The sequence below is a fragment of the Pseudomonas sp. Z1-29 genome (assembly GCF_051131995.1).
Classification (GTDB): Bacteria; Pseudomonadota; Gammaproteobacteria; order Pseudomonadales; family Pseudomonadaceae; genus Aquipseudomonas.
On sequence record NZ_CP071645.1, the window covers coordinates 358385 to 384647 of the forward strand.

Annotated in this window: 31 protein-coding genes; 14 read left to right on the forward strand and 17 right to left on the reverse strand. The window is 63.5% G+C overall.

Features of this window, described 5'->3' with window-relative positions:
- Window positions 1–10 precede the first annotated feature (10 nt).
- Window positions 11–499 (reverse strand): CesT family type III secretion system chaperone, encoded by a 489-nt coding sequence (locus tag J3P84_RS01715; protein ID WP_434627262.1) that lies wholly within the window; start codon window positions 497–499, stop codon window positions 11–13.
- Window positions 500–648: 149 nt separating this feature from the next.
- Here J3P84_RS01715 and J3P84_RS01720 point away from each other — a divergent pair, with 149 nt between their 5' ends.
- Window positions 649–1767 carry a transglycosylase SLT domain-containing protein gene (locus J3P84_RS01720; protein ID WP_434627264.1) on the forward strand — a complete coding sequence of 373 codons (1119 nt, stop codon included), beginning with the start codon at window positions 649–651 and terminating at the stop codon, window positions 1765–1767.
- 213 nt (window positions 1768–1980) lie between these two features.
- Here J3P84_RS01720 and J3P84_RS01725 read toward each other — a convergent pair whose 3' ends face one another.
- A complete protein-coding gene (locus tag J3P84_RS01725) occupies window positions 1981–3138 on the reverse strand; it encodes a serine hydrolase domain-containing protein (protein ID WP_434627266.1) in 1158 nt (385 codons plus the stop codon).
- A gap of 166 nt (window positions 3139–3304) precedes the next feature.
- Between J3P84_RS01725 and J3P84_RS01730 the strand changes: the two genes are divergently transcribed.
- The gene (locus J3P84_RS01730; protein ID WP_434627268.1) at window positions 3305–4519 is read left to right on the forward strand and encodes a cytochrome P450 family protein; all 1215 of its coding nucleotides are present in this window, start codon (window positions 3305–3307) and stop codon (window positions 4517–4519) included.
- Between the two features lie 111 nt (window positions 4520–4630).
- On the opposite strand, the gene J3P84_RS01735 is transcribed toward J3P84_RS01730, so the two are convergent.
- A complete protein-coding gene (locus J3P84_RS01735) occupies window positions 4631–5227 on the reverse strand; it encodes a GNAT family N-acetyltransferase (RefSeq protein ID WP_434627270.1) in 597 nt (198 codons plus the stop codon).
- Window positions 5224–5775 carry an RNA polymerase sigma factor gene (locus tag J3P84_RS01740; protein ID WP_305498082.1) on the reverse strand — a complete coding sequence of 184 codons (552 nt, stop codon included), beginning with the start codon at window positions 5773–5775 and terminating at the stop codon, window positions 5224–5226. The genes J3P84_RS01735 and J3P84_RS01740 overlap by 4 nt, the downstream gene beginning before the upstream one ends.
- 318 nt (window positions 5776–6093) lie before the next feature.
- On the opposite strand from J3P84_RS01740, the gene J3P84_RS01745 reads away from it, so the two are divergent.
- From J3P84_RS01745 to J3P84_RS01800, 12 genes are all read left to right on the forward strand, one after another.
- A complete protein-coding gene (locus tag J3P84_RS01745; RefSeq protein WP_434627273.1) occupies window positions 6094–7221 on the forward strand; it encodes a TyeA family type III secretion system gatekeeper subunit in 1128 nt (375 codons plus the stop codon).
- Window positions 7218–9305 (forward strand): type III secretion system export apparatus subunit SctV, encoded by a 2088-nt coding sequence (gene sctV / locus J3P84_RS01750; protein ID WP_434627275.1) that lies wholly within the window; start codon window positions 7218–7220, stop codon window positions 9303–9305. The genes J3P84_RS01745 and sctV overlap by 4 nt, the downstream gene beginning before the upstream one ends.
- Window positions 9306–9464: 159 nt before the next feature.
- Complete coding sequence (locus J3P84_RS01755) at window positions 9465–10358, forward strand: FHA domain-containing protein (protein ID WP_434627277.1); 894 nt, start codon at window positions 9465–9467, stop codon at window positions 10356–10358.
- Window positions 10358–11716: a FliI/YscN family ATPase gene (locus J3P84_RS01760; RefSeq protein WP_434627279.1), complete on the forward strand. Its 1359-nt coding sequence runs from the start codon at window positions 10358–10360 to the stop codon at window positions 11714–11716. Before J3P84_RS01755 ends, J3P84_RS01760 begins: the two co-directional genes overlap by 1 nt.
- Window positions 11703–12122, forward strand: a complete 420-nt coding sequence (locus J3P84_RS01765; RefSeq protein ID WP_434602163.1) for a hypothetical protein — start codon at window positions 11703–11705, stop codon at window positions 12120–12122. Before J3P84_RS01760 ends, J3P84_RS01765 begins: the two co-directional genes overlap by 14 nt.
- Window positions 12112–12666, forward strand: a complete 555-nt coding sequence (locus tag J3P84_RS01770) for a type III secretion protein (RefSeq protein ID WP_434627281.1) — start codon at window positions 12112–12114, stop codon at window positions 12664–12666. Before J3P84_RS01765 ends, J3P84_RS01770 begins: the two co-directional genes overlap by 11 nt.
- A complete protein-coding gene (sctQ, locus tag J3P84_RS01775; RefSeq protein ID WP_434627283.1) occupies window positions 12663–13763 on the forward strand; it encodes a type III secretion system cytoplasmic ring protein SctQ in 1101 nt (366 codons plus the stop codon). Before J3P84_RS01770 ends, sctQ begins: the two co-directional genes overlap by 4 nt.
- Window positions 13760–14413, forward strand: a complete 654-nt coding sequence (gene sctR / locus J3P84_RS01780) for a type III secretion system export apparatus subunit SctR (protein ID WP_305498095.1) — start codon at window positions 13760–13762, stop codon at window positions 14411–14413. Before sctQ ends, sctR begins: the two co-directional genes overlap by 4 nt.
- Before the next feature lie 9 nt (window positions 14414–14422).
- Window positions 14423–14677: a type III secretion system export apparatus subunit SctS gene (gene sctS, locus J3P84_RS01785; RefSeq protein ID WP_305498097.1), complete on the forward strand. Its 255-nt coding sequence runs from the start codon at window positions 14423–14425 to the stop codon at window positions 14675–14677.
- Window positions 14677–15474, forward strand: coding sequence for a type III secretion system export apparatus subunit SctT (gene sctT / locus J3P84_RS01790; RefSeq protein WP_434627286.1), 798 nt, complete (start codon window positions 14677–14679; stop codon window positions 15472–15474). The genes sctS and sctT overlap by 1 nt, the downstream gene beginning before the upstream one ends.
- A gap of 15 nt (window positions 15475–15489) precedes the next feature.
- Complete coding sequence (sctU, locus tag J3P84_RS01795) at window positions 15490–16590, forward strand: type III secretion system export apparatus subunit SctU (protein ID WP_434627288.1); 1101 nt, start codon at window positions 15490–15492, stop codon at window positions 16588–16590.
- 117 nt (window positions 16591–16707) lie between these two features.
- Window positions 16708–17226 carry a type III effector gene (locus J3P84_RS01800; protein WP_434627290.1) on the forward strand — a complete coding sequence of 173 codons (519 nt, stop codon included), beginning with the start codon at window positions 16708–16710 and terminating at the stop codon, window positions 17224–17226.
- A 173-nt stretch (window positions 17227–17399) separates the two neighbouring features.
- Here J3P84_RS01800 and J3P84_RS01805 read toward each other — a convergent pair whose 3' ends face one another.
- From J3P84_RS01805 to J3P84_RS01865, 13 genes are all read right to left on the reverse strand, one after another.
- Window positions 17400–17849: a type III secretion system chaperone gene (locus J3P84_RS01805; protein ID WP_434627292.1), complete on the reverse strand. Its 450-nt coding sequence runs from the start codon at window positions 17847–17849 to the stop codon at window positions 17400–17402.
- A gap of 26 nt (window positions 17850–17875) precedes the next feature.
- Window positions 17876–18253, reverse strand: coding sequence for a type III secretion protein HrpV (locus J3P84_RS01810; protein ID WP_434571107.1), 378 nt, complete (start codon window positions 18251–18253; stop codon window positions 17876–17878).
- A gap of 6 nt (window positions 18254–18259) precedes the next feature.
- Complete coding sequence (hrpT, locus tag J3P84_RS01815) at window positions 18260–18469, reverse strand: HrpT family type III secretion system protein (RefSeq protein WP_305498107.1); 210 nt, start codon at window positions 18467–18469, stop codon at window positions 18260–18262.
- On the reverse strand, window positions 18466–20616 hold the full coding sequence (gene sctC / locus J3P84_RS01820) for a type III secretion system outer membrane ring subunit SctC (protein WP_434627295.1): 2151 nt from the start codon (window positions 20614–20616) through the stop codon (window positions 18466–18468). Before sctC ends, hrpT begins: the two co-directional genes overlap by 4 nt.
- Complete coding sequence (locus tag J3P84_RS01825) at window positions 20609–21034, reverse strand: type III secretion system chaperone (RefSeq protein ID WP_434627297.1); 426 nt, start codon at window positions 21032–21034, stop codon at window positions 20609–20611. The genes sctC and J3P84_RS01825 overlap by 8 nt, the downstream gene beginning before the upstream one ends.
- Entirely contained in the window at window positions 21021–21245 is a 225-nt protein-coding gene (locus tag J3P84_RS01830; protein WP_434602154.1) for a serine kinase, read from the reverse strand. Before J3P84_RS01830 ends, J3P84_RS01825 begins: the two co-directional genes overlap by 14 nt.
- Window positions 21246–21508: 263 nt before the next feature.
- The gene (gene sctL, locus J3P84_RS01835) at window positions 21509–22090 is read right to left on the reverse strand and encodes a type III secretion system stator protein SctL (protein ID WP_434627299.1); all 582 of its coding nucleotides are present in this window, start codon (window positions 22088–22090) and stop codon (window positions 21509–21511) included.
- On the reverse strand, window positions 22068–22655 hold the full coding sequence (locus tag J3P84_RS01840) for a hypothetical protein (RefSeq protein WP_434627301.1): 588 nt from the start codon (window positions 22653–22655) through the stop codon (window positions 22068–22070). Before J3P84_RS01840 ends, sctL begins: the two co-directional genes overlap by 23 nt.
- On the reverse strand, window positions 22652–23527 hold the full coding sequence (gene sctJ / locus J3P84_RS01845) for a type III secretion system inner membrane ring lipoprotein SctJ (RefSeq protein ID WP_434627303.1): 876 nt from the start codon (window positions 23525–23527) through the stop codon (window positions 22652–22654). Before sctJ ends, J3P84_RS01840 begins: the two co-directional genes overlap by 4 nt.
- Window positions 23528–23540: 13 nt before the next feature.
- Window positions 23541–23915, reverse strand: a complete 375-nt coding sequence (sctI, locus tag J3P84_RS01850) for a type III secretion system inner rod subunit SctI (protein WP_434627305.1) — start codon at window positions 23913–23915, stop codon at window positions 23541–23543.
- Window positions 23916–23943: 28 nt separating this feature from the next.
- A complete protein-coding gene (locus tag J3P84_RS01855; RefSeq protein ID WP_434627307.1) occupies window positions 23944–24873 on the reverse strand; it encodes a type III secretion protein in 930 nt (309 codons plus the stop codon).
- A gap of 59 nt (window positions 24874–24932) precedes the next feature.
- Window positions 24933–25142: a hypothetical protein gene (locus tag J3P84_RS01860; protein WP_003206573.1), complete on the reverse strand. Its 210-nt coding sequence runs from the start codon at window positions 25140–25142 to the stop codon at window positions 24933–24935.
- 92 nt (window positions 25143–25234) lie between these two features.
- Window positions 25235–26158, reverse strand: coding sequence for a sigma 54-interacting transcriptional regulator (locus tag J3P84_RS01865; RefSeq protein WP_434602147.1), 924 nt, complete (start codon window positions 26156–26158; stop codon window positions 25235–25237).
- Window positions 26159–26263 lie beyond the last annotated feature (105 nt).

Sequence of the window (26263 nt, forward strand, 5' to 3'; positions counted from 1 at the left end):
GTTCTCCTTCCTAGATCGACAGGGCGTTGTTGAGCCCTGCGCTACGCGGGGTGGGTTTGGGCTGGGCGGTCTTGGCGGCGTCGTCTGGGCTGGCACCGTCGAAGAAATAGCCATCGCGCCAGATCAGCGCCATGTCGGCGGCACCCCCCATCAGCCCGAGCAGGCGCTCGGCTGTAAGGCCCTCCAGCGGGACGTGGCCGATCAGGACCACCTGTTTGCTGTCGCGGTTGTACGACAGCGATGGGCAGAACGCGCCGCTGAGCAGATACAGGTTGGTTTCCAGCAGCCGTTGCAGGACCGCTTCACGATTCGCCACGGGCAGGGGGCCGAAGCCGCAGTAGATAAAAACGTCTCCCTCGCCCACGCCAGGCGTGTGCTTCAAGGAAAAGTCCACATCCTTGACCGACAGGTTCGCCTCTTCGTAGAACGCTGACGGGCTGGGAATCATCGTGAGTTCGCAGAGCTGATCGATCAGCTTGCAATAGGTGGGTGACGCCATGATGGACCTCGCATTGTCATTCAGGCACCGACGAGCGCCTGCTGCCCCTGATGAGTGACAGCCGGGGCATTTCGGTTCCACTGACCGGTGGAACCGCTGGCCGGTGATCTGCCACCCAATGGCGCCACCTCATTCAAGGTTGACCGCCCATGTCCCGATCACTTGCATCTTCGCCAGCTCTGCGATCCATCCCCAAAGGCTTGTCCATGCTGGCCATGGGGACCTTGCTGTACGGATGCCAGCATCTCGAACCGCAGTTGACCATTGGCGACCGTTTCGCCAACGAGCCTTACCGCGCGCAGCTACGCTGGCTTGAACCGGCGCCCACGGACACGATCATCGAGATTGGCGAGTCATCCCCGCAAAGCGGCGGCAGCCTGTGGGCGCGCATGCGCCAGGGATTTTCCTTGCAGACCCGGACCCAGGGCGTGGCCCGCATCGACGAGCAGCGTCGCTGGTTGATGGAACGCCCGGCTTTTCTTACCCAGACCGGCCGTGCCGGTAGCCGTTACCTGCACTTCATCGTGGGCGAGCTGAACAAGCGCAACATGCCCCTGGAACTGGCTTTGCTGCCGGCCATCGAAAGCGGGTTCAATCCCAATGCACGTTCGCCTGCGCAGGCGTTGGGGCTCTGGCAGTTCATTCCAGCCACCGGACGCCGTTACCAATTGCAGCAGCACGGTGACTACGATGAGCGCCGGGATATTCCATCCTCCACCCGGGCTGCCCTGGATTACTTGTCTTACTTGCACGATTACTTCGACGGCGACTGGCTGCTGGCGCTGGCTGCCTACAACGCCGGGGAAGGACGGGTACGCGACGCCATCACGCGTAACCGCGCCCGTGGCCTGGCGACCAGTTACTGGAACCTGTCGCTGCCCGGCGAGACCCAGAATTACGTGCCGCGGCTGCTGGCTTTGTCGCAACTGATCAACACTCCCGCGGACTACGGCGTGAGCCTGGCCCCCATTGCCGACCAGCCGTACTTCCAGATGGTCGCCTTGGCGCAGCCGGTGGACCTGGCGCAGCTGGCGCAGTTATCGGGGGTGCATGAGCGGGAGTTGCGCATGCTCAACCCGGCCGGCCGTGGCCGCGTAAGGGGGCGTTTGCTGATGCCGGTGGAAGCATCGCGCAAGTTGCTGGCGCAACCGGACATGATCGCCAAGGCCGCGTTGCCCCGGGTCGGCGATGGCGAAGAGCAAGTGGTCGCTTCGCCAGATACGGTCGAGCCGCAGGTGGCCGAGGCGGCAGTGCCACCCGGGGTGTGAGCGCACTGGCCGAGACGCGGTCTACCTCAAAAAGTAAATGCATCTGTGGCGAGGGGATTTATCCCCGCTGGGTTGCGCAGCAACCCCAAAAAGGTTGAATGCGATCGACCAGGCGTACCGCGGTGGCAGGCTTCGGGGGTCGCTTCGCAACCCAGCGGGGATAAATCCCCTCGCCACATACATCCTTAGGCTTGAGCCGAACATCATCCGGTCCTACAAACAATCCATCACGACATTCGCCAGGCCGCGTGCGCGAGGGTCCATCAGGACGTAGGAGCCGATGGTGTTGCAGGCGAAGCCGAAGGCCACGCCGCGCTCCGGGTCGGCAAAGCCGATGGTGCCACCGGCGCCCATGTGGCCGAACGCGCTCGTTCCCATGCCGTAGCTGCCGTTCGCCACGTCCGGCTGGTCGAGCATGATGCCCAGGCCGAAACGGGTGGCTGTCTGGATCGTCGGGTCGTATTCGGCGCTGTGCTCGCACAGCATTTCGTTGAGCAGCGGTGATTCCAGCAGGCGTCCGTCCAGTAGGCCGGCGTAGAACGCCGCCAGGCTGCGGGCGTTGCCGTGGCCGTTGGCCGCCGGCTGGGTCATGCGCTTCCAGCCGATTTCGTTACTACGCCCCAGCACCATCGGCGGATTGGCGAAGGCCAATGAACTCATGGCCATCGGCTCGTTGAGCACGAACTGCAGCACTCGACCAAAGGCCTCGTCATCGACGTCGTCCTTGGTGCGCGCCATGTAGGCGCATCGAGCGATGTCCGCGTCGTCCAGGCCCATATGGAAATCCAGCCCGAGTGGCAGCGCCACCCGCTGGTGGATGCTTTGCGCCGGGGCCATGCCATCCACCCGGCGCAGCAATTCACCGAGAATCCAGCCGAACAGCAGCGGCGAATAGGTCTGCTGTTTGCCGGCGTCGGCCCAGGGCCGTTCCTCGGCGATCAGGTCGATCATGGTGTCCCAGTCGTAAAGCGTTTCGGGCGCCAGGGGAGTGCGCAACGCCGGTAGCCCGGCGCGATGGCACAGTACCTGGCGCACGGTGATGGACGCTTTGCCGGCGTTGGCGAATTCGGGCCAGTAGCGGCAGACCGGCGTGTCGAGGTCCAGGCGTCCTTCGCCCACCAGTTGCATTATCGCCACTGCGGTGAACGGCTTGGTGCAAGAGAACAGGTTGAGTAGGGTGTCGCGCTGCCATTGGACGTCCGGTTCCGGCCCGGCAATTCCGGCCCACAGATCGATCACCGTTTCGCCGTCGATCTGGATGGACAGGGCGGCGCCGCGTTCGAAAGGGCTTTTCATCAGTTGGATAAAAGCCTCTCTGACCGGCTCGAAGCGAGGGTCACAGTGGCCATGGATGGCAAGTTCATGCGTCATGTCAGCTCCACGCGGGGTTGGGTTTCCCTTGAGTGACGCTGGCCGGGCAAACGGTTCATCCGGTGACAGGCGATAGGGGGCTGGTGGGCGAGCTTGCGCTGGCAGGGATCTTTTTACGCCAGTCCAGCCACTCATGGGCAACGATTCCTTCCTCTGGAGAGTGTTCATGGCGTACGAGCGGACCCTTGATTTGAATAGCGACGCGTTTCGCGGCGAGGCTTATCGGCACTATGCGGCGCTGCGCCAGTCGTCTCCGGTGTTCCTCAGCCAGCCCGACGGGCAGTTGCCGATGTGGTACGTCACCGGTGCCCGGGAAGTCGAAGAGGTCCTGCTGGACAATGATCGCTTCGCCCGTGATCCGTCGCGCATCGATCCGCGGTTCGCGGCGATGCTCGGCGGCGAGCAGTCCATCGCATTTCTCAATGAGCACATGCTCAACCGCGACGGGGAGAGCCATCGCCGCCTGCGTCGCCTGGTCAACAAGGCCTTCACCTTGAAGGCAGTGAACGCCATGCGACCGCGCATCGAACAAATCGCCGAGACGTTGCTGGACGCAGTGCAGTCGAGCGGACAGATGGACGTCGTGAGCCAATATGCCTTTCCTCTGTCGATTACCGTCATCGCCGAACTGCTGGGTGTCCCTGCTCAGGATCGCGACGATTTCCGGCGCTGGTCCCACATGATTGTCCGGCAGGTGGGCCATGACCTGAGCGAACTGCAGCGCTGCTACGAAGAATTTGCCCGCTACATGCTCGCCTTGATCGAGCAGCGCCGGGCCCAACCGGCCGACGATCTGGTGTCGGCCCTGGCCCAGGTGGAGGAAGAGGGCAGTATGCTCAGCCGAAGTGAGCTGTGCAGCATGATTGCGCTGCTGATCATCGCCGGGCACGAAACTTCGGCATCGATGATTGGCAATGCCGTGCACACGCTCATGCAGCATCCCGAGGCATTGATCCAATTGCGGGATGAGCCGACATTGATGCCCGACGCGGTGGAAGAGTTCTTGCGTTATGACTCGGCGGTGGAACGGGCCATGGTTCGTTTCGTCACCCAGGACACGGAACTGGCCGGACAGCGTTTGCAGCGGGGGCAACTGCTGGTGGCGGTGGTGGGGGCGGCCAATCGTGACGAGGCGATGTGCGCCGATCCGGACACACTGGATATCACTCGCCCGGCCTGCCCGCACATGTCTTTTGGCAAAGGTACTCATTACTGCCTGGGGGCTTCGCTGGCGAGGCAGGAACTGGAGATAGCCTTGGCGACCTTGCTGCGGCGTTGTCCCGGGCTGCAACTGGCGGTGGAGCCCAGCGCCGTACGCTGGCGCTATGTACCCAATTTCAGGGGGCCGGATGCGTTGCCGGTGCGTTGGTCGGTGGATTGATCCGGGTGGCCAGGCGTCGGGCCCGCGGGGAATTCTCGCCACGAGATCAACGGTTGCCAGTGCAAAAAATGGCAACGGCTCGCCCGGCCTCTTGCCGGACGAGCCGTTGATTCAAGCCAGGCTGGCCTCCCTTGTCTGCGCAGGCACTGAAGAGCTGACGGGTGTGGTGTCGATAGGTATCAGGTCCAATCCATAGAGCACCACATCCGCACGTTTGTCAGCGAATCGGGCGATACCCGGGAAACGTCCCCATAGCGTTGCTCCCAATCCTTGCACGCCCCGCTTGCTCGCCTCGTTGTGCTCGATGATCCAGGCCACCAGCGTCTCGAAACCATAACGTCTGGCCAACACCACGGCGGCCTGGCCGAGGCGAATGCCGACGCCGCTGCCAATGTGGTCGTTGCGCACATAGATCGATACTTCGCCGGTCAACCGGCAGGCCTGGGCACCCCAACAGAAGCGGTTGACGATCAACCAGGCGACTACCTCGCCGCCGCGCTCGAGCACGTAGATCGGGTCACCTTCCTTGACGAAACAATCGACGAAGAACGTCATTTCCTTCAGGGAAAACGCTCTGAGTACCGGGGAACTGGTTCCCCCCAGAGCGCTTTCGTTGAAGATATCCGTCATCACTGGCAGGTCATCGGGCGTATAGCGACGTACGCCACGTGGCAGGTCGGCTCGGCTGTTCAAACGATTACTGGTCATGGCCGGGTTTCTCCATAGACGCTTTTCTTGAGTTGTTCACGGGCCCGAAACAATCGTGAGCGCACGGTGCCGATGGGCACGCCCAGCCGTTCGGCGGCATCGCGGTAGCTGCTCTCGGTGTCCACGGCAGTCCACAAGGTGTCGCGCATGTCCTTGGGCAGGGCGTCCATCGCCAGCAGCGTGCGGTCCAGCAGCCGCCGGTTGTCGCACAATTCACTCAGGTCGATGTCGTCGCTGGATTCGTGAAAATCGCTTTCGTCGAACGTGCTCAGTGGCGGTTGCGCATAGAAACGGCGGAAATGATTGCGTATCAGGTTCAAGGCGATGCCGCATAGCCAGGTGTCCGGCTTGGCCAGCCCCTTGAATTTTTCCTGGTTGCGCCAGGCTTCCAGATACGTGAGTTGGATGATGTCGTCGGCGTCGTCTTGATTGAGTACACGCTTTTGCACAAACAGACGCAGCTTACGCTCCTCGCCGAAGCTGACACCGGGCGCACTCGGACGTGTCGGTGAGGTTTGCGGGGGAAGCATGAGGTTCAGGCTGTTCATCAATAAATCCCTCTGAATGGGTTCCCTGGTGTCGACGGGTGTGTCGACTTTTCCCCTTCAGCAGGACCTGTGCCAAGCCAGATTTAACTCTTATCTATTTGAAATTTAAGGTATTTTTATTGGTGCAAATGCTCTATTTGTGCAAGGCCGTGCACGGCTTTCCAGACGTCCACTGCATGAAATTGCACCGACCGGCTCTTCGGGAAACGGCCCGCGGACGACTCGGTCGTTCGCTTTAGAAAAGCCCGTGATGGCGATGGAACCGAATGGTGGATCACCGCCACCCACTGAGCGTCCGAAACCACGCTGCCGGTCATCATGAAAGTAGAAGCCCCGACAAATGCGCACATTGCCGCCAATCTCGCCCAGGCCGTTTCGGCTGTCGCGGGCGTTGGCAGGCCTGTCGAGTCGTCGCAGGCCACGCAGTCCAGTTCGATGGAGGAGGTCGGCATGACCTTCAGCCATCATGTGGAACGCAATACCAAGGCGCTGAACCAGCGCCGCATCCGTAATGCCCGCAGCGAGGTGGGCCAGGTGCGGGTCGAGACCCGTGAACAACTGGAAGAGTGGTACGACCAACTCGGCCACCCCGGCAAGCAGAGCCTGGGGGCCATGGCTGCCCAGGCCGGCGTCCTGCTCGGTGGCCAGCCGGTACTTGAAGAACTGGTGCAATCGACTGGCGGAGATCCGGCCCGCACCGACCTGATCCTGAAGCAGGCACTGCTGGACGCCGAGACGCAGGGTCGTCTCGTCGAAGCCAAGCGTGCCCGCGACTATCTGCAACTGTTGCGCGAGCGTTATGGCGCGCAGATCCAGGCCGGCATGAACATCGCCGAGGCCCTGCGGGCCTCCGGTGGCGATCCGGAACTGCGCCAGGCGGTACGGCGCCTCTATTACGACACCGTGGTGCTCAAGCAATCCTTGCCGACCATGATGCAGGCGTTGCTTGGTCTGTTCGGCGAAGCGGCATTCGTCTCGGGGCTCGACATGATGCGCCGCGCGCTGGCTGACGACATCGCCGCCCATGCCCCTTCGCGCCCTACCGCTCTGCTGCGCACATTGCTGATCGGCCTCGCTGCCTCGACGCAACTGAGCAGCGTGCTGCAAAGCTGTCGCCGTTTGCTGGAGCAACTGGCCTACAGTTGCCCGGCCAGCCAGCTTACGGCTGTGCTGTTGCTCCAGCGCATGCTGGGGTTTGTCAGCAGCGGCCTGTCTTCGGCGGAGGTGCGTCGCATCGGCCGTGAATTGGGCGGCGATCAGGAGCGCGACCAACTGGTCTCCTTGAACGGCTTGTACCCCTTGCTCAAGCGTTTGCCGCTGGCGCTCTGGCGCGATGCGAAAAGCCGCCAGAGCGCGCTGAAAAATCTGCTCGTGCTGCTCGATGAGCGTTCCCGTGGCGAGACCCGTGGACAGACCGCCGAACCGGTTATTGGAGCGCGTCCATGATCGCCATGCTGAACAAAGTCGCCCAGGCGGCGGTGCAACGTATCGAGGTGGCCGGCGCGTTCGTGGTGCTCGGCATCGTGTTCATGCTGATCCTGCCGTTGCCGACGGCGGTGGTCGATGCGCTGATCGCCATCAACATCTGCATCTCTTGCCTGCTGATCGTGCTCTCGCTGTACCTGCCGCGTCCGTTGGCGTTTTCCTCGTTCCCGGCGGTGCTGTTGCTGACCACTTTGTTCCGGCTGGCGCTGTCGGTGGCGACCACGCGCTTGATTCTCCTCCAGGGCGACGCGGGTCATATCGTCCAGGCGTTCGGTAATTTCGTGGTGGGGGGCAACCTTGCGGTCGGGCTGGTCATCTTTCTCATCCTGACGGTGGTCAACTTCCTGGTGATCACCAAGGGCTCCGAGCGGGTCGCCGAAGTCGCGGCGCGGTTCACGCTGGACGCGCTGCCTGGCAAACAGATGTCCATCGACAGCGACTTGCGGGCGAACCTCATCGATGTCAGCGAGGCCCGTCGCCGCCGCGAGGAACTGAACAAGGAAAGCCAACTGTTCGGGGCGATGGACGGGGCGATGAAGTTCGTCAAGGGCGACGCCATCGCAGGCCTGGTGATCGTGGTGATCAATCTCATCGGCGGCTTCTCGGTCGGCATGGTCCAGCATGACATGAGCGCGTCCGACTCGATGCACTTGTATGCCGTGTTGACCATTGGCGACGGTCTGATCGCGCAAATCCCGGCCCTGCTGATTTCCCTGACCGCCGGCATGATCATTACCCGCGTCTCGCCGGAAGGACAGCCAGCCGGCAGCAGCGTAGGCAAGGAAATCGCCAAGCAGTTGACCGCCGAGCCCAAGGCCTGGGTCATCGCTTCGGTGGGAATGCTCGGCTTCGCCGCGTTGCCCGGCATGCCGACGCTGGTGTTCATCGTGATTGCCTTGATCACCGGCACGGCGGGCATCATCCAGTTGCATGGCCGGGCAAAACAGGCCCGCCAGGCGGAGCAGTCTGAAACGGTCGTCACGCCGGAACACAATGGCGCCGAGGACCTGCGCAGCTTCGACCCGACCCGGGCCTATCTCTTGCAATTTTCCAAGGCGATGGAAGGCAACCCGGCCGCCGAGGACGTTATCCAGTCGATCCGCAAAAAGCGCAACGCGCTCGTTGCAGGTTTTGGCCTGACCTTGCCGCCCTTCGAGATCGAATACAGCACGCAGCTGGAAGACGACGAGTTCCGGTTCTGCGTGCACGAAGTGCCGATGTTGCGGGCGACCTTCGGTGACCGCGTGGCGGTGGCGCGCGGGCCGCTGCCATTCGAGCCGCAGGATGCCCGGGTCGGCAGCGAGGTGCGTGACGAGCATCAATGGCTTTGGCTGGCCCCCGACGACCCGCTGCTGGCGGACGAGCGCGTGGAAGCGGTGCCGGCGGGGGAGCTGCTGGTGGAACGCATGAGCCGGGCCATGTTTGCCACCGGCCCGCAGTTCCTCGGCCTGCAGGAAAGCAAGTCGATCCTCAGCTGGCTCGAAGCCGGACAGCCAGAGCTGGTGCAGGAGCTGCAGCGGACCATGCCCTTGGCCCGTTTCGCCGCCGTGCTGCAACGCTTGGCAGGCGAAGGCGTGCCGCTGCGAGCGGTGCGATTGATCGCCGAGTCGTTGATCGAGCATGGGCAGCACGAGCGCGATGTCGGTGCGCTCACCGACTACGCCCGCATCGCCCTGAAGTCGCAGATCTATCACCAGTACCGCGATGAAGACGGCTTGCACGTCTGGCTACTCACGCCGGAAACCGAAGGGCTGCTGCGCGACGCGTTGCGCCAGACCCAGACGGAAACCTTTTTTGCCTTGGAAAGCGTACATACCCGCGCCTTGGTCTTGCAGCTGCGCGAAGGCTTCCCGTTGCGGGCCAAACGCGTGGCGGTGCTGTTGGTCGCCCAGGACCTGCGCGCGCCGCTGCGTGACTTGCTGCGTGACGAGTTCAATCACGTGCCCGTGCTTGCCTTCAGCGAGTTGCACAGCAATGCCCAGGTCACCGTGCTGGGGCGCTTCGATCTCGAGCAGGAACAACTGCGGATCGAGGACGCCGCATGAGGGTTTTTTTCCCTCGGCGCGCGGGCAGCGCTGCCACGCGTAACGATGTAAATCCAGGCGCGTTCGATGGCCTGGCTGTGACAGTGGACGAGGGCTACCCGTGCCCCGTCGTTCAACCGGATTGTGGGCGCACCCCCGTCGCGCCTTGAGGAGTTGGCCATGTTCGAGCTGCGTGTATTGAGTGGTCTGCACCGAGGTGCGGCATTGCCGCTGGTAGGCGAGCAATGGGTAGTGGGAGCGGCGGAAGACGCCGACCTGGCGTTATACGATCCAGGTATCTGCGCACATCACGTGGCCCTCAGGCAGGTTCAGGGCCAATGGTTGCTGGACTCACTGGAGGGGAAGGTCTGTGATGCACAAGGCCAGCCCTGGATTCCCGCCGGGGCGTTGCAAAGCAATGCGCCGTTCTCTATCGCTGGCGTCTGGTTGTGCCTGGCCCCGGCGGATCAGCCCTGGCCTGAAGGAGCAGCCCTGGATGACGCCGCGCACCTGGCGGCAGAGCGCGAACCGCAAAGGGCTGCGGCGCGGCCTTCCTGGCCCAAGCGCCTGGGCATCGCTGCCGCGGTGATCACCGTTGCCTCCAGCGCCTTGGCCTTCACCAGCCAGCCGGCACCGACCGTGGCGCCCGGCGCGGTGCAACAGCCCAAGCTGGCCAAGGTGGCCCTGGACACCGTCGAGGCGGTCCGCCTGGAGCTCGATCGCATGCTTCAGGAGCGTGACCTGGATGCCCATGTGCAGACCGAGGTCCAGGACGGCCGACTGGCCCTGGTGGGTGAGTTGCCGCGTCAACGCCTGGCGATGGTCGAACGGCTGATGGAGCGTTTCCATGCCCGCTACGATACGTCGGTCGCGATCACGACCAACGTCAGGGAGCGGCTGAGTCAACTGCCGTTTCAGATTGCCCAGATCGTCGGCGGCAAACATGGCCACGTCGTCACGTCCGACGGCCGCCGGCTGTTTCTGGGCGACCAGATCGATGGGCTGCGCCTGACCGCGATCGATGCCGGCAAGGTCACCTTCGAAGGTGAGCAACGCTACGAGGTCACCTGGTGATGACGCAGGCGGCCATTGCACGGCTGGAGAGCTGGGAGGCCGGACAACGGGCGCATCTTCGCCGGTTCTCGCCGGTCATGGTGCGCGGACAGGTACAGCGGGTCAGCGGCATCTTGTTGCAATGCCGGCTGCCGGGAGCGCAGATCGGAGACCTCTGCCAGGTCGAACGTGACGCGCGCGAGCCGTTGCTCGCCGAAATCGTCGGCTTCGACCGCCACGATGCCTTGCTCAGCGCCTTGGGTGGCCTTGAGGGCGTGCGGGTCGGCGCCGTCGTGGAACCACTGGGCATGCCCCACCGGGTGACTGTCGGCCCGCAATTGCTTGGGCAAGTGTTGGACGGCTTCGGTCGGCCCCTGCTGGACGGTGGCGTGGGCGCATTCGCCGGGGCACAGGTGCTGCAGGCCTCGCAAGTGATTGGCGAAGCGCCTGCGCCGACCGCGCGACCGCGCATTCAACAGCCCTTGATGACCGGTGTACGCGCCATCGATGGCCCGCTGACACTTGGCGAGGGCCAGCGTGTCGGGTTGTTCGCCGGCGCCGGCTGCGGCAAGACCACATTGTTGGCGGAGATGGCCCGCAACGTTGACTGCGATGTCATTGTCTTCGGCTTGATCGGTGAGCGCGGGCGCGAGTTGCGCGAATTTCTCGACCACGAACTGGACGATGAATTGCGCGCTCGTGCAGTCCTGGTGTGTGCCACCTCCGACCGGTCCAGCATGGAACGGGCCCGCGCGGCATTCACCGCCACGGCCTTGGCCGAGGGCTTTCGCGCCCGCGGCCAGCGCGTCCTGCTGCTCATCGACTCGCTGACCCGGTTCGCCCGAGCCCAACGGGAAATCGGCCTCGCCGCTGGCGAACCGCTGGGGCGCGGCGGCTTGCCTCCTTCGGTCTACAGCCTGCTGCCGCGTCTGGTCGAGCGGGCCGGGTTGAGCAATGAGGGGGCGATCACCGCGCTTTATACGGTGCTCATCGAACAGGATTCGATGAACGATCCGGTAGCGGATGAAGTGCGTTCGCTGCTTGATGGTCACATCGTGCTGTCGCGCAAACTCGCCGAGCGCGGTCATTACCCGGCGATCGACGTGTTGGCCAGCCTGTCGCGAACCCTGGCCAATGTCGCCGAGGCCGAGCACCTTCGAGCGGGTATCAATCTGCGGCGGTTGCTGTCGGCCTACGAGCAGATCGAACTGATGCTGCGCCTGGGGGAATATCAGGCCGGCGCCGACCCCTTGACCGACCTGGCGGTGGAATCCCGCAGCGCCCTGGACGCATTCCTGCGCCAGGACTTGCGTGAGCCGGAGACGTTCACGTCGACATTGGCCCACCTCCAGCAATTGACCGCCTATGTCCCGGGCTGATCTGGACGCCCTGGCGCCGGTGCGCCGGCATCGCGAGGCGCAAGCCGAACGGGCCTGGCGCCAGCAGCGCGAGCTTTTGCGCGAGCGCCAGGCCGCGTTCGCCGCCGCGCGGGCGCGCTGGCAGGCAGCCTGTGAGCAGCAGGCGGCTCAGCGCGAGGCCCTCTACGGCGAGCACCGTGGCCGTGCGCTGAGCATTTGCGAACTCAATGCCTGGAGCACCGAGGAGCGGCGCTTGATCGGCGAGCTGGCGGAGCAAGCGCGGGCCTTGCAGGCGCTGGACGAGGAACAGGCGCAGCAGGCACGCCATACCGAAGCCGCGCAGCAGCGATTGCAAGGGCGCAGGCGTGACCTGGAAAAGCTCGGCGCCATGATGGAGTACCTGGTGGAGGTCCCCGATGATGAATGAACGCACGGTACGCGGTGGACCGCCGGCTGCATCCGCCCGCCACGCGCCGCGTGCGCATGAGCACGCGCCTGTCCAGGTGAGTCGGGCCACCCGTCCGGCGGCCCGCGAGCCTGCGCCCGCTTCCGAACGCGACCCCGAAATGATCGCCGGGCGCAGTGACGGCTACTGGTTTCGCCAGTGGGTCGACGCACCTCGGGGCAATGGCGAGGATGACACCGCCAGCGCCGGCTCCCTGTCAGGGTGGGTGGGCCTGGAGAGCGGCGAAGTGGACGCCTTTGTCGATCAGCTTTCGCCACGTCTGCGGGCCACGCTCGACCAGCAATTGGACCTGCTGCTGCACCTTCCCCACCTGGGACGGATTAGGGTCTCTGCGCAGCGTCTGGCCGGGACCTCTGGCTGGGACATTGGCCTGAGTGGAGAAACCGAAGAAGTACGTTCGCGGTTATCGAGTCGGTCCGGGCGCCTGGAAGAGGCGTTGGGTCAGAGCCTGGGCCAGCCGGTGACGGTGCGCGTGGCATCCGCAGAGGAGGCGAGTGCGACATGAGCGTACGTGCATTGGCGCTGCGATCGATGTGCAGCGATGACGCCGCCGCCCGGCAGCGCTTGGGGGCTGGCGTCAGTCTGCCGTTCGAGGTGGCGGGCGAAGCGGGCGTGGTGGAACTGACCCCGGCCAGCGGCGCGGCGAGAGCGACGCCGTTTGTGCTGGAGTGTGCGCAAGGTGCCTTGGCCCTCGACGAGCCCGGCCCGGTACTCAGCCTGTTCGGCGAGTGCCCAGTGGTCCTGCCCGCCGAGCCTTGCGCGGATGACGCCTGGTTCTGGGCGCTGTTCCAGCAAACCCTGAGCGAGTCCTTGCGGCAGGCATTCGGTTTTCTGAGACCGCTGGCCGGTCACGTCGTCGAGGGCATCGCCTGCCGGATCGAGGTGAAAACAGGCGCGGCCCGTGCCACGAGCCATCTGCAAATCGCCGGGACGACGCTGCTGGGGGTGCTTGGCGCAGCGCCCTGGCAGCGTCGGGGTGTGCCCTGGGGCGACGACCTTGCGCTGGATGTTCCGCTGCCATTGGGGCACCTGACGTTGGCCGCCAGGCACGTGGCCGCGCTGCGCCCCGGTGACGTGCTGGTTCCGGAGTCCGCCCTGTTCGATCCATCCGGCCAGGGAATCATTCGCCTGGGCCGGCAATGTGCGCGGGTCCGGGTATACGACCGTGCCGCGCCGTTGCGCCTGACCTTGCTCGCTCTGGAGGAAACCGCTATGAACACCACCGCCGACACCGACATCCTGACGCCCGACTGGGACGACACCACTCGCTACGAACCCGACGTCCAGGCACCTGAAGTCGACGAGCAACCAGCGCCTTACCCCGTCGACTCCGATGCAACGCAGGCGCCGGTTGCAGATCCTGCCGCCACCCGCGAGCGTTTCGACGACCTGCCATTGGCGCTGACGATACGTTGCGGCCACTTGAGCCTGACCCTCGGCGAGTTGCGCGACCTTGCACCCGGCTCGGTGCTCCAGGTCCAGGGCGTGGCGCCGGGCGCGGCGGCGTTGTTCCATGGCGAGCGGGCCTTGGCCCACGGCGAACTGGTAGAAGTGGATGGCCGGCTCGGTCTGCAGATCACTCGCGTGGATGTGGCTGGATGAGCTTCCAGGGGGTCGACCCCTTTCTGCTGGCGCTGTTCATCGGCGGGATCTCATTGGTTCCCTTGTTGCTGATCATTTGCAGCGCCTTCCTGAAAATCGCCATCGTATTGACGATTACCCGCAACGCCATCGGCGTGCAGCAGGTGCCGCCGAACATGGCGCTGTATGCCATTGCGCTGGCAGCGACGTTGTTCATCATGGCGCCGGTCGGCCACGACATCGCCGAGGAGCTGAAGGAGCGGCCACTGGATTTCAGCAATACCGAGGCGTTGCAGGGTTCTGCCTTGAATGCGGTAAAACCACTGCAAGCCTTCATGTCGCGCAATACCAACCCGGACATCCTCACCCACCTGCTGGAAAACACCCAGCGCATGTGGCCCAAGGAGCGCGCCGAGCAAGCCAGTCGCGACGACCTGATGCTGCTGATCCCGGCCTTCATGTTGTCGGAGCTCGAGGCGGGCTTCCAGATGGGCTTCCTGATTTACATCCCGTTCATTGTCATCGACCTGATCGTGTCCAACCTGCTGCTGGCGCTCGGTATGCAGATGGTCGCGCCGATGACCATTTCGTTGCCGCTCAAGCTGCTGGTGTTCGTCCTCGTGCAAGGCTGGACGCAATTGCTCGACAGCCTGTTCTATTCCTATCTCTGAGGGCATGCAATGGACGCGATGACGTTGTTCAAGGAAGGCATGTTGCTGGTGGTCCTGCTGTCCGCACCGCCCCTGATCGTCGCGGTGATCGTCGGCGTGCTGACTTCCCTGGTGCAGGCCTTGATGCAGATTCAGGACCAGACCTTGCCCTTCGGCATCAAGCTGGTGGCCGTGGGGCTGACCTTGCTGGTCACCGGTCGCTGGATTGGCGCCGAGCTGCTGGGCCTGTTGCGTCGGGCTTTTGAACTGATGGCCAGCACCTGATGACGACCCAGGCCTTCCTTCCCTATCTCGACTTGCTGCTGTCGATCGCCCTTGGCATGGCGCGTATCTATCCGGTGGCTTACCTGGTCCCGGTGTTCTGCTTCCAGCATTTGCGAGGCCTGCCGCGCCATGCCGTGGTGTTCGCCCTGGGCATGTTGCCGGCGCCGGGCATCCGCCAGGCGCTGATTGATGCCCAGGTCAGTTGGCTGACCCTGGCTGGGTTGATGTTCAAGGAGGTGGTGCTGGGCCTGCTGCTCGGGGTGCTGCTGGCCATGCCGTTCTGGCTGTACGAGTCGGTGGGGGCCTTGCTCGATAACCAGCGCGGTGCGCTCATCGGCGGCCAGTTGAACCCGGCACTCGGCACGGATACGACGCCGTTGGGCCACCTGTTCAAGGAGATGACGATCCTGTTGCTGGTCGCCGCCCTGGGCATCGGCACGCTGACCCAGGTGATCTGGGACAGTTACCTGGTCTGGTCGCCCACGGTCTGGTTTCCGTTACCTGGCGCGGATGGTTTCGGGGTGTTCCTCGGGCTGCTTGCCGAAATGTTCATGCACATGATGCTTTATGCGGCGCCCTTCATCGGCTTGCTGTTGCTGGTGGAGTTCGCCTTGGCCTTGCTCAGCCTGTATAGCCCGCAATTGCAGGTCTTTGTCCTCGCCATGCCGGCGAAAAGCCTGGTCGGGCTGGGCTTCCTGCTGTTCTATTTGCCCACGTTATGGGACGCGATGACCGGCCGTCTCGGCCGTTACGGGGAAATCCGCAACCTGCTCCACCTGCTGTTGCAGGGGCCTTGAAGGAAGGGCTCGTTCATGAGTGAAGACAGCGGGGAAAAGACCAAACGCGCGACACCGAAGAAAATCCGTGACGCCCGCAAAAAAGGCCAGGTCGGCCAGAGCCAGGACCTGAGCAGCCTGTTGGTACTCACGGCAGTCACCGAAGTGGCATTGACCCAGGCTGACAACAGCATGCAGGCGCTGGGTGAAATGGTTTTGTTCCCGTTGCACCGGCTGGACGGCGACTTCGTGCGCGCCTTCGAGGAAACCCTGGCCCATGCCGGTGGCGTGTTGCTCGGTTTCACCTTGATGACCGTCGGGTTGGCAATCGCCACGCGCCTGATCGCCGGTTGGGTACAGTTCGGCTTCCTGTTCGCGCCCGAAGCCCTTCACCCCGATCCGAACCGCTTGAACCCGTTGAACCAGGCCCAGCAGATGTTTTCCGCCCAGGCGCTGATCCAGCTGTTCATGGGGCTGGTCAAGGCAGTGTTCATCGCCAGCGTGCTTTACCTGGTGACTATGCCTGCCCTCGGGTCGTTGATCAGCCTGGTCAACGGTGATCTGCATGGCTATTGGCGCGGGCTCGCCAGCCTGTTCCGGCACATCATGCACATCTGTCTGGACGTGTTGCTGGTGCTGGCGATTCTCGATTTTGGCTTGCAGAAATATTTTTTCGCCAAGCGCCTGCGTATGAGCGAAGAAGAGGTGCGCAAGGAATTCAAGGAAATGGAGGGCGATCCCCACGTCAAGATGCATCGACGCAGCCTGGCCCGGCAGTTGGTCGACCAACCCGCCAGCAAGGAAACCAAGCCGGTGGAAGAGGCCGATGTGTTGGTGGTCAACCCGACGCACTTCGCCGTCGCGCTGCTCTATCGACCGGAGGAGACGCCGTTGCCGCAGCTCATCACCAAGGGCGTCGATGCGGATGCGCGTGCCCTGATCGAGCGAGCCAAGGCGGCGCGTATCCCGGTCATTCAATGCATCTGGTTGGCGCGAACGATCTACAAGGAAGACGTAGGCGGATATATCCCGCGGGAAACGCTCCAGGCCGTTGCGCATATTTATCGGGTCTTGCGCGAGCTGGATGACGAGGCCAAGGGCGAGGTGATCGAGATCCCGGAGCTGAACCTGCGCTGAGGCCGATGGAACCGGTGCGCACCGGGGTGCCACTCAGGTAGTGAGCCCGGGATCGCCCGGGCGATGCCGGTTTGCCGGCAGTCCCACCGCACACACCGACTCGTGGAGATTCCCCCTATGCCTGAACCCAATTCACTGGCCAATTCCATAAGGGGCACTGGTGCCCTGCATGGCGTCGACGGCTTGCACTCGTCGCGCTCGCCCTCGTTAAGCCAGCAGCCTCGCGACGCCCAGCAGCGTACCGGCACTCAAAGCCTGCATGGGCGGGGGCGCTCGTCTTCGTCGCCCCCTGCGGTTCACCAGCGCGGCCGGACCCGGACACGGGGTGCAGAGCGCACGGCTACGCCGTCTGACGATCGACCGCTGGATGACACGCAAAGCCCCGGTTCCACCGCGCCGCCTCGCACGCCCGACTCGTTCATGAGCGAGATGGAAACCCGTCAACAGCAGTTGATGGCGAGGCAGTTCGATATGCAGATGCGAATGGAGGAGCGTCAGAGCGAAATGATGATCGTCAAGAGCTCGGCCGACATGGCCAAGTTGATGAGCGACACGGTGACGGAAGTCACCAAGGGCTTCATGGACACTGCGAGGAGAGTCATGCAGGAGGGAGGTGAGGCGATGAAGCTTCGGTAAGGCTCGCAATGATTCAGGAGAAACGACCCGTGGCGAGGGGATTTATCCCCGCTGGGCTGCGAAGCGGCCCCCAACCAGACAACTCGGTGTGCCAATAAAAATGAGTTCGTTTGCTTTTGGGGCTGCTGCGCAGCCCAGCGGGGATAAATCCCCTCGCCACGGTTCTTTGCTGTCTAGACCAGTCGGGTGCGGCTCGCATTGAGCGAGGTTGGACGTGAGGCCGCTGACGTAGCGGACGGCATCAAGCGTGCGCGCACTTCGCCGACCTGGCCGATGAAACCTACGATCCAATGGCAGAACCGCGCCTCGTCGAGCATCGACAACGGGCAATGGGCACACAAGCGAACGCTGCTCTTTTCGTCCAGGGCCAGCCAACTGCCGCCGAGCAGATCCAGTCGAAAGTTGAGCTCCAACAGGCGCTTGTGCAGGCCAGGTGCATGGGCTGGCACATCGATCGCGCAATGGAGGATGGCCACATCGCCGTGATCGGGCAGCTCGATGATCACGGCTTCCCGGTTGCTTGCGTCATACAGCGCGCAGACGCCGCCCTCCAGTTGCAGCTGCGCATGCAGGTGTTCCGCGAGGGCCGAGATCAAGCGCTGGGCGAGCGGTGTGGTGGTCATGCAAAGCCTCCCTCGGCCACGGGCCTTCAGTAAGTAACCGAATAATCGTCAAGGTCTTCCAGGCCCAGCAACGACAATTGCCGGGACTGGATCTCGTCGAGCATCTGCGACGAGATCGGTGATTCGGGCAGCGCCTGCCAGACCACCAGCGCGCGCTGCGGATCGAGAAACAGGAACAGTTGCGCGTAGTCACTCGGGTGGGCAAAGCGTCGTTCGAGCGCCCGCCGGACCTGACTCACGCCTAGCGCCTGGCTTTGTATCTGTAACGCAAGCCCCAAGCTGTGGGGCTCGCGTCGCAGGCAGAACTCGATGCCCGGGGCTATTTCCCAATACGTCGCGATGCCGGCGATGATGTTTTTCTGAAAGGCCTGGCGGGTGCTTACGCTGTGTACCGAAAAAGACATACCGTTTCAGTTCTCCAGTGGAACGACCGAGTGGTCGAGCGGATGTTCGGGGGAGCCCAGGCCGCCGCGCATACCCGGCGACCACCAGATCACCAGACGGCCGTTGTCGGGTTCGGCGCGGCTACAGGCATCGCCCTGGCAGCCCCAACGGTTTGCGCAGCCGGCGAAAACCGGCAGGCACAGCAACAAGACGAGCAGCTTCGGGGTGCGACTCATGGCGTGATCCTCGCACTGGTTTGCAAGAGGGAAGAGCGCCCGCCACCTGGTGTGCGCTTGGGTTGTCTCATGACGACGAACACTTCGGTTTCCTCACCGGGCTCGAGCCACACCTTCGGCCAGGCGGAGGTGGCCATGGTCCAGCGGGTGCTGCAACTGGCCTCGTCGAAGCGCAACCGTCGGTCGCCATCGTTGCGCACCACGCCCACGGCGATGCCGTAGTCCGGCCCGGCAAACCACTGGGCGCGCCCGGCGTCCAGCGATAGCCCCGGTTGCAACGCGCACAGCGTGTCGGCCGAATAAGGAATCGAGGCGGCTTGCTTGAACGTCGGCGGAATGTTGCCATCGGCCAATTGGGCGAGCACGTCGCTGATCTCGATGCGACCGATGGGGCGAGTGCCGTTGCGCCGCTCTTCCAGGCGTGCCATTGCGCTGTCCACCTGTTCACGATCGAGCTCGGAGATGTAGCGGGCCGGGTCGACCTGGTCGCCAATCAGACGGGGCGTCAGGATGAATACGCGTTCACGGCGGCTGGTCTCGCGGGTGGTCGAGGAAAACAGCAGCGGTCCGATCAGCGGGATGCGTCCGAGCCATGGCACCCGTTCGAGGTTGTCGTCGGTTTCCTCGGTATGAAAACCACCCACCACCAGTGATCGGCTTTCCCCCATCACCGCCTGCGTACTGACCACTCCTCGCCGAACGCTGGGCGTCTGCTGGCCGACCTCCGAGGGCTCGATCTTGCCGTCTTCGATGTCCAGGAACATCTGGATCTGGTTGCGGCCGCCGGTCTCGATGGTGTGGGGCACGACCTGCAGGCTGGTGCCGGCCGTGATGGGCTCGACGGTGGCCACCCGTTCGCCAATGGCGGAGATGTACTCGGTCCGGCTGAAGTCGATGACCGCCGGCTGGTTTTCCAGGGTCAGTACGGATGGATTCGCCACGACCGAGGCCAGGCCGCGACCTTCCAGTGCTCGCAGTTGCGCGGAAAAGTCGCCGTAGTCCTGGATGAATACCGTCGAGCTGGCGCCTGGGCGAATCATCGAGGCGCCGCCGATCAGATCGCCGCTCTCGACGTTCCAGTTCGACGCCAGCTCGGCCAGTTGGGTGCGGTCGATGTCGAGAATGATCGCATCGATTTCTACCAGTTTGCGTGGCACGTCCACGTCACGGATCAGCGGCGTGTAGATCTCCCGACGCTTGGGCGAGTCGTAGATGAGCACTGCGTTGTTGCGCACGTCGGCTTCGACGCGGATCCGACCGCGGCCGCCCTTGCCTGCGCTTTCCGGGCCTTGCACGCGGTTGGTGTTCGGGCGGCCCATGCCGCTCAATGCCAGCTGCTCGATATTGCCCATCGTCATGGACTGCTGGGCCTGCATGTTCTGGAACGAGGCCTGGGGCGAGGTCGCCTGCATTCCGCCGGACACCGCACTGCGGCTTTCCAGCAGCCCTTTGAGGATGCTGGCAACCCCGGGAATCACCAGCGTATCGCCGCGGTACTTGATGCTCCGGTCGGCGGCGGTGGCATAGCGCAGCGGGAAGCTGATCACCTCCTGCTTCTCTTCGGGTGTCTTGCGCGCCTCGGCAAACTGCGCAACCAGGCGCACGTAGCGTTCCGGGCCGGAGACCAGCACCACGCCTTCGTCGGGTAACTCACCCCAACCGAAACGCGGGTCCAGCAGGCCGATGTCGGTCAGGGCTTGCTTGATGTCCGGCGCGGCATCGGCGGACACTTCCAGGCGCGTGGAATCCTGGTTTTGCAAAGGGCTGACGTACAGGGTGTTGCCGTACATGAACCACTGGAAACGATTTTCCAGACCGAGCCGGTCGAGGAATGCCTGGGGGCTTTCGGCGCGCATCCGGCCATCGACGCTGCCTTTCACGGTGCCATCAAGCACCAGTTGCACCCCGAAAGTATTGGCAAAGTCGCCAAGTACCTTGGGCAGGGGCGTGTTCTGGGCATCGTAGGCGTAGGGCGTGTTTTTCCAGTCGGTCGGTACCGCCGCTTCGACCGGCATGCCCGCGCCCAGCGCGCCGGCCAATGCCAGTGCAAGCAGCGATGCCTTGGTCCAGCGACGGACGATGGACCGGCGAAAGTGTACCTGGCCGGCGGCCATCGAGCGGTACGGTGCAAGCCACCTGTTAGGCATGGCGGATTCCTGTTCCGAGCGAGTGAAAGTGCGAGGGGCGTCGCGCCACGGCACGTTGTTCTTTATGGAGAATCGATTGCCAGGTGTCCCGCTGGTTGAGCAGCGCTTCGAGCACTTCGACCAGGTCGTCGATGTGCGCGTCTGTCGCCAGTTGCGCCAGTAGCCATAAACGCTCGTCCTGGGGCGAAAGGGCCAACGCACCGGGGAATCGCGAGAGGCTTGGCTGCGCCAGCCGCAGAAGGTCTTCCAGGGACCCTTCGTTGCCCGGCGGGAAATTCAACTCGACCGATACCAGCAGGCCGTCATCCAGCTTCTTGAAGATCGCTTCGCCATCATCGATGACGATGGCGAAATGTTCCGCGCCGTCGACGTCGGCGTTCCAGCGGGCGAGCTGTGTGCGCAGCTCATGGCATTGCATCGATGATCGCCTTGGCGAGGTTGTGGTGGGCGGTGGTCTGTTGAGTGGCCGCGTTCACCGCGACTGACATGCCGTTCATGCTGGTCACGAACGAGTGCATATCGTCGAGTGACTGACTCTCGGCGGCGTTCATTGCAGCGTTGTTGACGTTGTCGCTGGCGCGTTGGAAATAAGTATCGAGACGGCGCTGGATGGCATCGGTAGAAGACATGGCGGTTGCTCCGAGGTAAGCGTATTCACCGGATGAGTGGCGATTACGCCGCTGACGGTTCCGCGAAAAGTGAGCAAAAGATCAGTTGGGGGGCGAGGATGGACCTGTCAAACATCCGAATCCCCGTGGCGAGGGAGCTTGCTCCCGCTCGGCTGCGCAGCAGTCGCAAAACCGGCTGATGCGGTCTGCCTGAATAAAGTTGAGCCCTGCTGCGCAGGCCAGCGGGAGCAAGCTCCCTCGCCACGGGTTTCGGGTCGTTTGGGCTACCGCTGCGGCTCGGGCAGGCGCAACGCTTCAACAGCCGTGACCCAATCGAGCAGGAACGTGCCGCCTGGTGTTTCCAGCTTCAGCTGATGCGCCTCCATGCTGGGATCCGCCACCGGCGTCCAGGGACGTTCGCCAGATGAGCCCAGACTTTGGCTCAGCTTCGCCAAGTCGTCGGGATGACAGCGAAGAGTCGCACTGACCGAACCATCCTGGCGCGAGGCAAGCTGACGAACGAGTGCATCGATGCGGGCCTGATCCGGGACTTCGCTCAACAGCGTTCCCAAGGCCTCGTTGACCAACTGCGCGGCGCTGGTCTCGATCCGTTCCCACATGGCCTGGCGCTCGGCTTCCCAGGTGGCGAGCACGGTTTCGGCTGTTTCCCAGAACTGCGCCTGTGCCTGGAGCACTACGGCGCCCGCCTCTTCGGCGGCACCCTGGATCAGCTGCGTGGCGTGGGCCTGGGCCTGTTCGAGAACGGCCTGTGCTCGGCCACAATCCACGAGGGTTTCGCGAGGGATACAGGGCTGCAACAGGCCCTGGCCACCGGGACGTAGGTCAAGCGAGCGCCGAGCGAGCATCGTGCATCTCCGTTTGGGGGGGCGCTGGCGCCAGGCTTTGCTCGGCTTTCCAGCACGCGGACTGCCAGAGCGTGTTGAGCTTGGCGGCAGGCGGCCGTGGGGTGGGCTGCGTTTCGAGGGCAATGATCCTGCTGCGCGGGAAGGCCAGGCGCGTACGCTCCCAGGTCCGCTCCCCCAGCCAGGCGCGCAGCAGTACAAGCGGGTCGTGGCCTGGTTCGAGCCAGTGTCCGGGGCGCAACGCCTTGGCGGTGCGCTCGCACCACGCCCGGTCCTGCGGCGAAAGCATGTCCATCGTTGTCAACGGCGAGCATGTGTTCGCCACTAATTGGCAGGCCAGGACCAAGGTTCGGGGCGTGCCGCAACAGAGTGACAACACCGCCGGGTCGGGCTGTGGCGGTGTGCACGGCGTCATGCCGAAACCGCGGGCCAATGCGGCGTGATGCCCGCGGCTCAAGGCGTCGATTTGTGGCCCGGTCAGCAGGCCGAGCGCCGCTGGGTACCAATCACGTTCTGCTTCGCGCCACGCCAGGCACCACCAGCGAGCCCATTCAAGCGCTGCGTTCATGCAGCAGTCCCCTTGCTGTCAGGCTTGGCGCCCGGGTTCTTCACCGCGAACAGTGGTGGCGCCGTGCCGTTTTGCGCGCCCGCCGGCGTTGCGCTCTTGCGCTCGAAAAATCGCGGCAGCACCAGTACGCCGTTGCGCCACAACCGGTAGAGGCCGTACGAGGCGCCCAGCAGGAGGGCGAGCAAGGTGAGGCCGGCCGCCAGGGTTACTCCCCGCCAATAGCCGATGTCGTCGGCCTGCATGAGGAACGGCCCGAAATACGCCATCTTGCGCCGTTCCTGATAAGCCGCCGCAGGAACGAAGACCACTGACAGCTTGGCCGGGTTCTGGGCCGCGTCAGCCATGCCGGGAATCCCGCTGGCGACCAGGTTGCGCACTCTCGGCGTGATGCTGTCAGGATCCAGCGCGCTGGTGTGCTTGATAAACACCGAGGCCGACGCGGGCTGGACCGGCTCGCCGGGAGCGACCCGTTCCGGCAGCACCACATGGACCCGGGCGAGCACCACGCCATCGATTTGCGACAGTGTCGATTCGAGCTCCTGGGACAGCGCGTAGAGGTAGCGGGCACGCTCTTCCATCGGTGTGGAAATCACGCCTTCCTTGCGGAAGATTTCCCCCAGGCTGGAGCGCGATCGACGCGGCAGCCCAGCGGCTTCGAGAACCTGTACGGCACTGTTCATGTCCGCTGGCTCGACCAGCACGGTCAGCCCGTCCTTATCGACCTGCTTGCTGGCCTCGACGTTCTTGTCCGCCAGTTCCGCGATCACTTCATTGGCATCCTGCTCGGAAAGATGGCTGTGCAGCGCCGTCCTCTCGTCGCATCCGGCGAGCAGCAGGCACAGCACTAGGGGTGAGAATGCGCGCATGAACATGACCGGCTTTCCCTTACTGGAGATTGGTGAGCTTCTCTATCGCCTGGGAGCCCTTGCTGACGATCTTTGCGGTCATCAGGCTTTCCAGGTGAAAGGAAGACAGCGACCGGTTGGACTGCAACATGTCCTGGGGATCGGCGGTGCGGATGGCCTTGAGCATGTCCCGGTTGGCGCGATCGTCCAGCCGTTGCAATTCGCCGGAGCGGCTGGACAACGAATCGATGATCCTCGCCGCGACGTTGTTTTCACTGTCGGGGGCGGGGGCTTTTTCGCGCATTTGCGCGTTGAACCAGCTGACATCGCTGGTCTCGGCGCCTGCCCGCGCACTGGCGCCAGGTTTGGTTGCGGTGGAAACCACGCTGCTGGTGTCGATGGCTTGTACGGTCATGGCATATCTCCGATTACAAGGTGGGCCTTCAGGCGTACATCAGCCTCAAGACGTTGCGAGCGCTACCCGTCACGCTCAGATGAAACTCGATTTCTTCCCGGCTGCGTCGACCGCGCCGTTGCATGGACGGCTGCTGGCCGGCCAGGCGGGCGAGAGCGAGGTCCAGTTCTTCCAGGGCGAGCTGGAACAGCCGTGTCTCTTGAGCCTCCAGCCATGCGCCACAGGCAATCCGTTCGGTCCATGTCCAGTTTTGCCCGTCGAAGCTCGCCGGTGGCGGGTATCGCGACGGGTGCTGGTCCATGAATGCCGCGACCTCGAACAGCAGGTCCAGGTCGTCCTGTTCATAACGCGCCTGGCCTTGTTCTTCGTCGATGTCCAGCAGGGTCAGCAGTTTCCTTCGGCCCAGCACCGCGATGATCTTGAGCAACAACGACAGGCTGGTGTCGTAGCGGTCGCGCCGCGTGGCGCGGTCGCCTTCCAGCTCCCAGGCGCCGAACAGCGCACCGCAGAACGGGTTGTTGGCATTGCCGAAATCGCTCTGGCTGTCGACGTCGTTATCGCCGATGGGCTGCCGGCGGTGGGCGAGCATCTGCGCCAGGTCGTTGAACAGATCTTCGTTGGAATAGGCATCGTCGCTGTCGACATCGAGGGTGGACCCGGTACCTCCGTTGATCTCCTCAAGAATATCTTCGAGCACCAGATGCAGAGGCGCCTGGGTCTCGGCGGCCAGTCTGTCCTGCGGGGTGGATAAACCTGACCGGGGCTGCCCGCCAGTCGAACCGTGTTCGCTGCTCCATTGGACGAGCGACTCGCGCAGCCGATCGCTCGCACCGTGCAGCGCCAGGTGCTCGACGACCCGATCCGCCAGGCCGTTCGCAGGCGAGGCCTGGCGCAGTGTCGGGTCGTCACCGAGCAAATCTCTGGTGCTACGAAGGTTGTCTGGCGAATGGATCTGCATCGGGTTTCTCCCTCGACGCGCATGGGATTCCCCGCCGGAGCGGGGCTGGAGCGAGAGGGTCAGAAGCGTATGTTCTTGGATGCCTCCCCCATGGCGGTGATGGCCTTGGTCGCGGTGTCCATCGACCCTGCCGCGATTGCGTTCATGGTGTCGGCAACCAGTTTTTTCTGGTCGAATTGGGATTTCATGGTCGTCATCGCCGCCGACGTGGCGTCCATCTGTTGCATGGCTGCCGTGGAGGCGGCGAGAGAAGCTCCACCAAAACTCATAGTCGTATCTCCGGATTGTGGAATGGCGAGACGATCGTGAACGTCTCGACGAATAAGTGGCGACCGCTGCGAAAACGGTTCCACCAATCCACTCAGCTCGTCGATATTTGCAGGCATTTCATCCGGTAATAGAGCGTGCGGCGGGCGATGCCCAACTCGGCGATGACTTTATCGATGCAGTGATGGTGGCGACGCATGCAGTCCTCGATGAGGATCTTTTCGAACTGCTGCAGGTGCTCTTTGAGCTTGAGGGTCGAGCTGTTGTGCTCCAGTTGCTCGGCGCGGGGCAGTGCCGGCAAGCCGAGCACGTAGCGCTTGGCGGCCGATTGCAACTCGCGGATGTTCCCTGGCCAGGCGTAGCCGAGCAACTGGCGCAACAGCGCTGGCGAAGGCGCGACGTAGGGCTGGTCGAGTGCCTGGGCTTCCCGGCGTACCAGGGACTGGAACAGCGGCACGATGCGTTCCTTGCGGCTGCGCAACGGTGGCAGCTTGAGGCTGATGATGTTCAAGCGGAAATAGAGGTCCCGACGAAACTCGCCACGTTCGACCATTTCCGCCAACGGGCTTTGGGCCGAGGCAATCACCCGCATGTCCACCTGGATGTTCTGGGTCGAGCCCAGCCGCTGTACAGTCCTGGACTCCAGGACACGCAGCAGCTTGGCTTGCAGCCCTAACGGCATGCTGTCGATCTCATCCAGATACAGCGTGCCGTTGTGCGCGGCTTCGACGAAGCCCGCGCGATTCTGGCTGGCACCGGTAAACGCGCCGGTATTGGCTCCGAAGAGTTGGCTCTCCGCAAGGGACTCGGGAATGGCGGCGCAATTGATGGCGACGAACTTGCCGGAGCGGCCGGACATGCGGTGGATTTTTTCCGCCAGCGTGTCCTTGCCAGTGCCGGTCTCGCCGCGCAACAGCACATCGACCCCTAGCGGGGCGACGCACTGGGCAAACGCCTCAAGATTGAGAGCATCCTCTTTCGTGGGAGTGGAAAGTGCAGCGCATAACAACTTTTGCATCACTGACGATTCCATTTTTTGTTTGGTTTAGGAGGGTCGACAAGTAAAACGATGAAAAGGCGTATCCAACTTCCTCGATATATAGCGCCGCCGCGCAATCGCAGG

What these genes read in the sequence shown, in the direction of transcription:
- J3P84_RS01715 (WP_434627262.1), bottom strand. Translation starts at nt 499, where the DNA reads ATGGCGTCACCCACCTATTGCAAGCTGATCGATCAGCTCTGCGAACTC.
- J3P84_RS01720 (WP_434627264.1), top strand. Translation starts at nt 649, where the DNA reads ATGTCCCGATCACTTGCATCTTCGCCAGCTCTGCGATCCATCCCCAAA.
- J3P84_RS01725 (WP_434627266.1), bottom strand. Translation starts at nt 3,138, where the DNA reads ATGACGCATGAACTTGCCATCCATGGCCACTGTGACCCTCGCTTCGAG.
- J3P84_RS01730 (WP_434627268.1), top strand. Translation starts at nt 3,305, where the DNA reads ATGGCGTACGAGCGGACCCTTGATTTGAATAGCGACGCGTTTCGCGGC.
- J3P84_RS01735 (WP_434627270.1), bottom strand. Translation starts at nt 5,227, where the DNA reads ATGACCAGTAATCGTTTGAACAGCCGAGCCGACCTGCCACGTGGCGTA.
- J3P84_RS01740 (WP_305498082.1), bottom strand. Translation starts at nt 5,775, where the DNA reads ATGAACAGCCTGAACCTCATGCTTCCCCCGCAAACCTCACCGACACGT.
- J3P84_RS01745 (WP_434627273.1), top strand. Translation starts at nt 6,094, where the DNA reads ATGAAAGTAGAAGCCCCGACAAATGCGCACATTGCCGCCAATCTCGCC.
- sctV (WP_434627275.1), top strand. Translation starts at nt 7,218, where the DNA reads ATGATCGCCATGCTGAACAAAGTCGCCCAGGCGGCGGTGCAACGTATC.
- J3P84_RS01755 (WP_434627277.1), top strand. Translation starts at nt 9,465, where the DNA reads ATGTTCGAGCTGCGTGTATTGAGTGGTCTGCACCGAGGTGCGGCATTG.
- J3P84_RS01760 (WP_434627279.1), top strand. Translation starts at nt 10,358, where the DNA reads ATGACGCAGGCGGCCATTGCACGGCTGGAGAGCTGGGAGGCCGGACAA.
- J3P84_RS01765 (WP_434602163.1), top strand. Translation starts at nt 11,703, where the DNA reads ATGTCCCGGGCTGATCTGGACGCCCTGGCGCCGGTGCGCCGGCATCGC.
- J3P84_RS01770 (WP_434627281.1), top strand. Translation starts at nt 12,112, where the DNA reads ATGATGAATGAACGCACGGTACGCGGTGGACCGCCGGCTGCATCCGCC.
- sctQ (WP_434627283.1), top strand. Translation starts at nt 12,663, where the DNA reads ATGAGCGTACGTGCATTGGCGCTGCGATCGATGTGCAGCGATGACGCC.
- sctR (WP_305498095.1), top strand. Translation starts at nt 13,760, where the DNA reads ATGAGCTTCCAGGGGGTCGACCCCTTTCTGCTGGCGCTGTTCATCGGC.
- sctS (WP_305498097.1), top strand. Translation starts at nt 14,423, where the DNA reads ATGGACGCGATGACGTTGTTCAAGGAAGGCATGTTGCTGGTGGTCCTG.
- sctT (WP_434627286.1), top strand. Translation starts at nt 14,677, where the DNA reads ATGACGACCCAGGCCTTCCTTCCCTATCTCGACTTGCTGCTGTCGATC.
- sctU (WP_434627288.1), top strand. Translation starts at nt 15,490, where the DNA reads ATGAGTGAAGACAGCGGGGAAAAGACCAAACGCGCGACACCGAAGAAA.
- J3P84_RS01800 (WP_434627290.1), top strand. Translation starts at nt 16,708, where the DNA reads ATGCCTGAACCCAATTCACTGGCCAATTCCATAAGGGGCACTGGTGCC.
- J3P84_RS01805 (WP_434627292.1), bottom strand. Translation starts at nt 17,849, where the DNA reads ATGACCACCACACCGCTCGCCCAGCGCTTGATCTCGGCCCTCGCGGAA.
- J3P84_RS01810 (WP_434571107.1), bottom strand. Translation starts at nt 18,253, where the DNA reads ATGTCTTTTTCGGTACACAGCGTAAGCACCCGCCAGGCCTTTCAGAAA.
- hrpT (WP_305498107.1), bottom strand. Translation starts at nt 18,469, where the DNA reads ATGAGTCGCACCCCGAAGCTGCTCGTCTTGTTGCTGTGCCTGCCGGTT.
- sctC (WP_434627295.1), bottom strand. Translation starts at nt 20,616, where the DNA reads ATGCCTAACAGGTGGCTTGCACCGTACCGCTCGATGGCCGCCGGCCAG.
- J3P84_RS01825 (WP_434627297.1), bottom strand. Translation starts at nt 21,034, where the DNA reads ATGCAATGCCATGAGCTGCGCACACAGCTCGCCCGCTGGAACGCCGAC.
- J3P84_RS01830 (WP_434602154.1), bottom strand. Translation starts at nt 21,245, where the DNA reads ATGTCTTCTACCGATGCCATCCAGCGCCGTCTCGATACTTATTTCCAA.
- sctL (WP_434627299.1), bottom strand. Translation starts at nt 22,090, where the DNA reads ATGCTCGCTCGGCGCTCGCTTGACCTACGTCCCGGTGGCCAGGGCCTG.
- J3P84_RS01840 (WP_434627301.1), bottom strand. Translation starts at nt 22,655, where the DNA reads ATGAACGCAGCGCTTGAATGGGCTCGCTGGTGGTGCCTGGCGTGGCGC.
- sctJ (WP_434627303.1), bottom strand. Translation starts at nt 23,527, where the DNA reads ATGTTCATGCGCGCATTCTCACCCCTAGTGCTGTGCCTGCTGCTCGCC.
- sctI (WP_434627305.1), bottom strand. Translation starts at nt 23,915, where the DNA reads ATGACCGTACAAGCCATCGACACCAGCAGCGTGGTTTCCACCGCAACC.
- J3P84_RS01855 (WP_434627307.1), bottom strand. Translation starts at nt 24,873, where the DNA reads ATGCAGATCCATTCGCCAGACAACCTTCGTAGCACCAGAGATTTGCTC.
- J3P84_RS01860 (WP_003206573.1), bottom strand. Translation starts at nt 25,142, where the DNA reads ATGAGTTTTGGTGGAGCTTCTCTCGCCGCCTCCACGGCAGCCATGCAA.
- J3P84_RS01865 (WP_434602147.1), bottom strand. Translation starts at nt 26,158, where the DNA reads ATGCAAAAGTTGTTATGCGCTGCACTTTCCACTCCCACGAAAGAGGAT.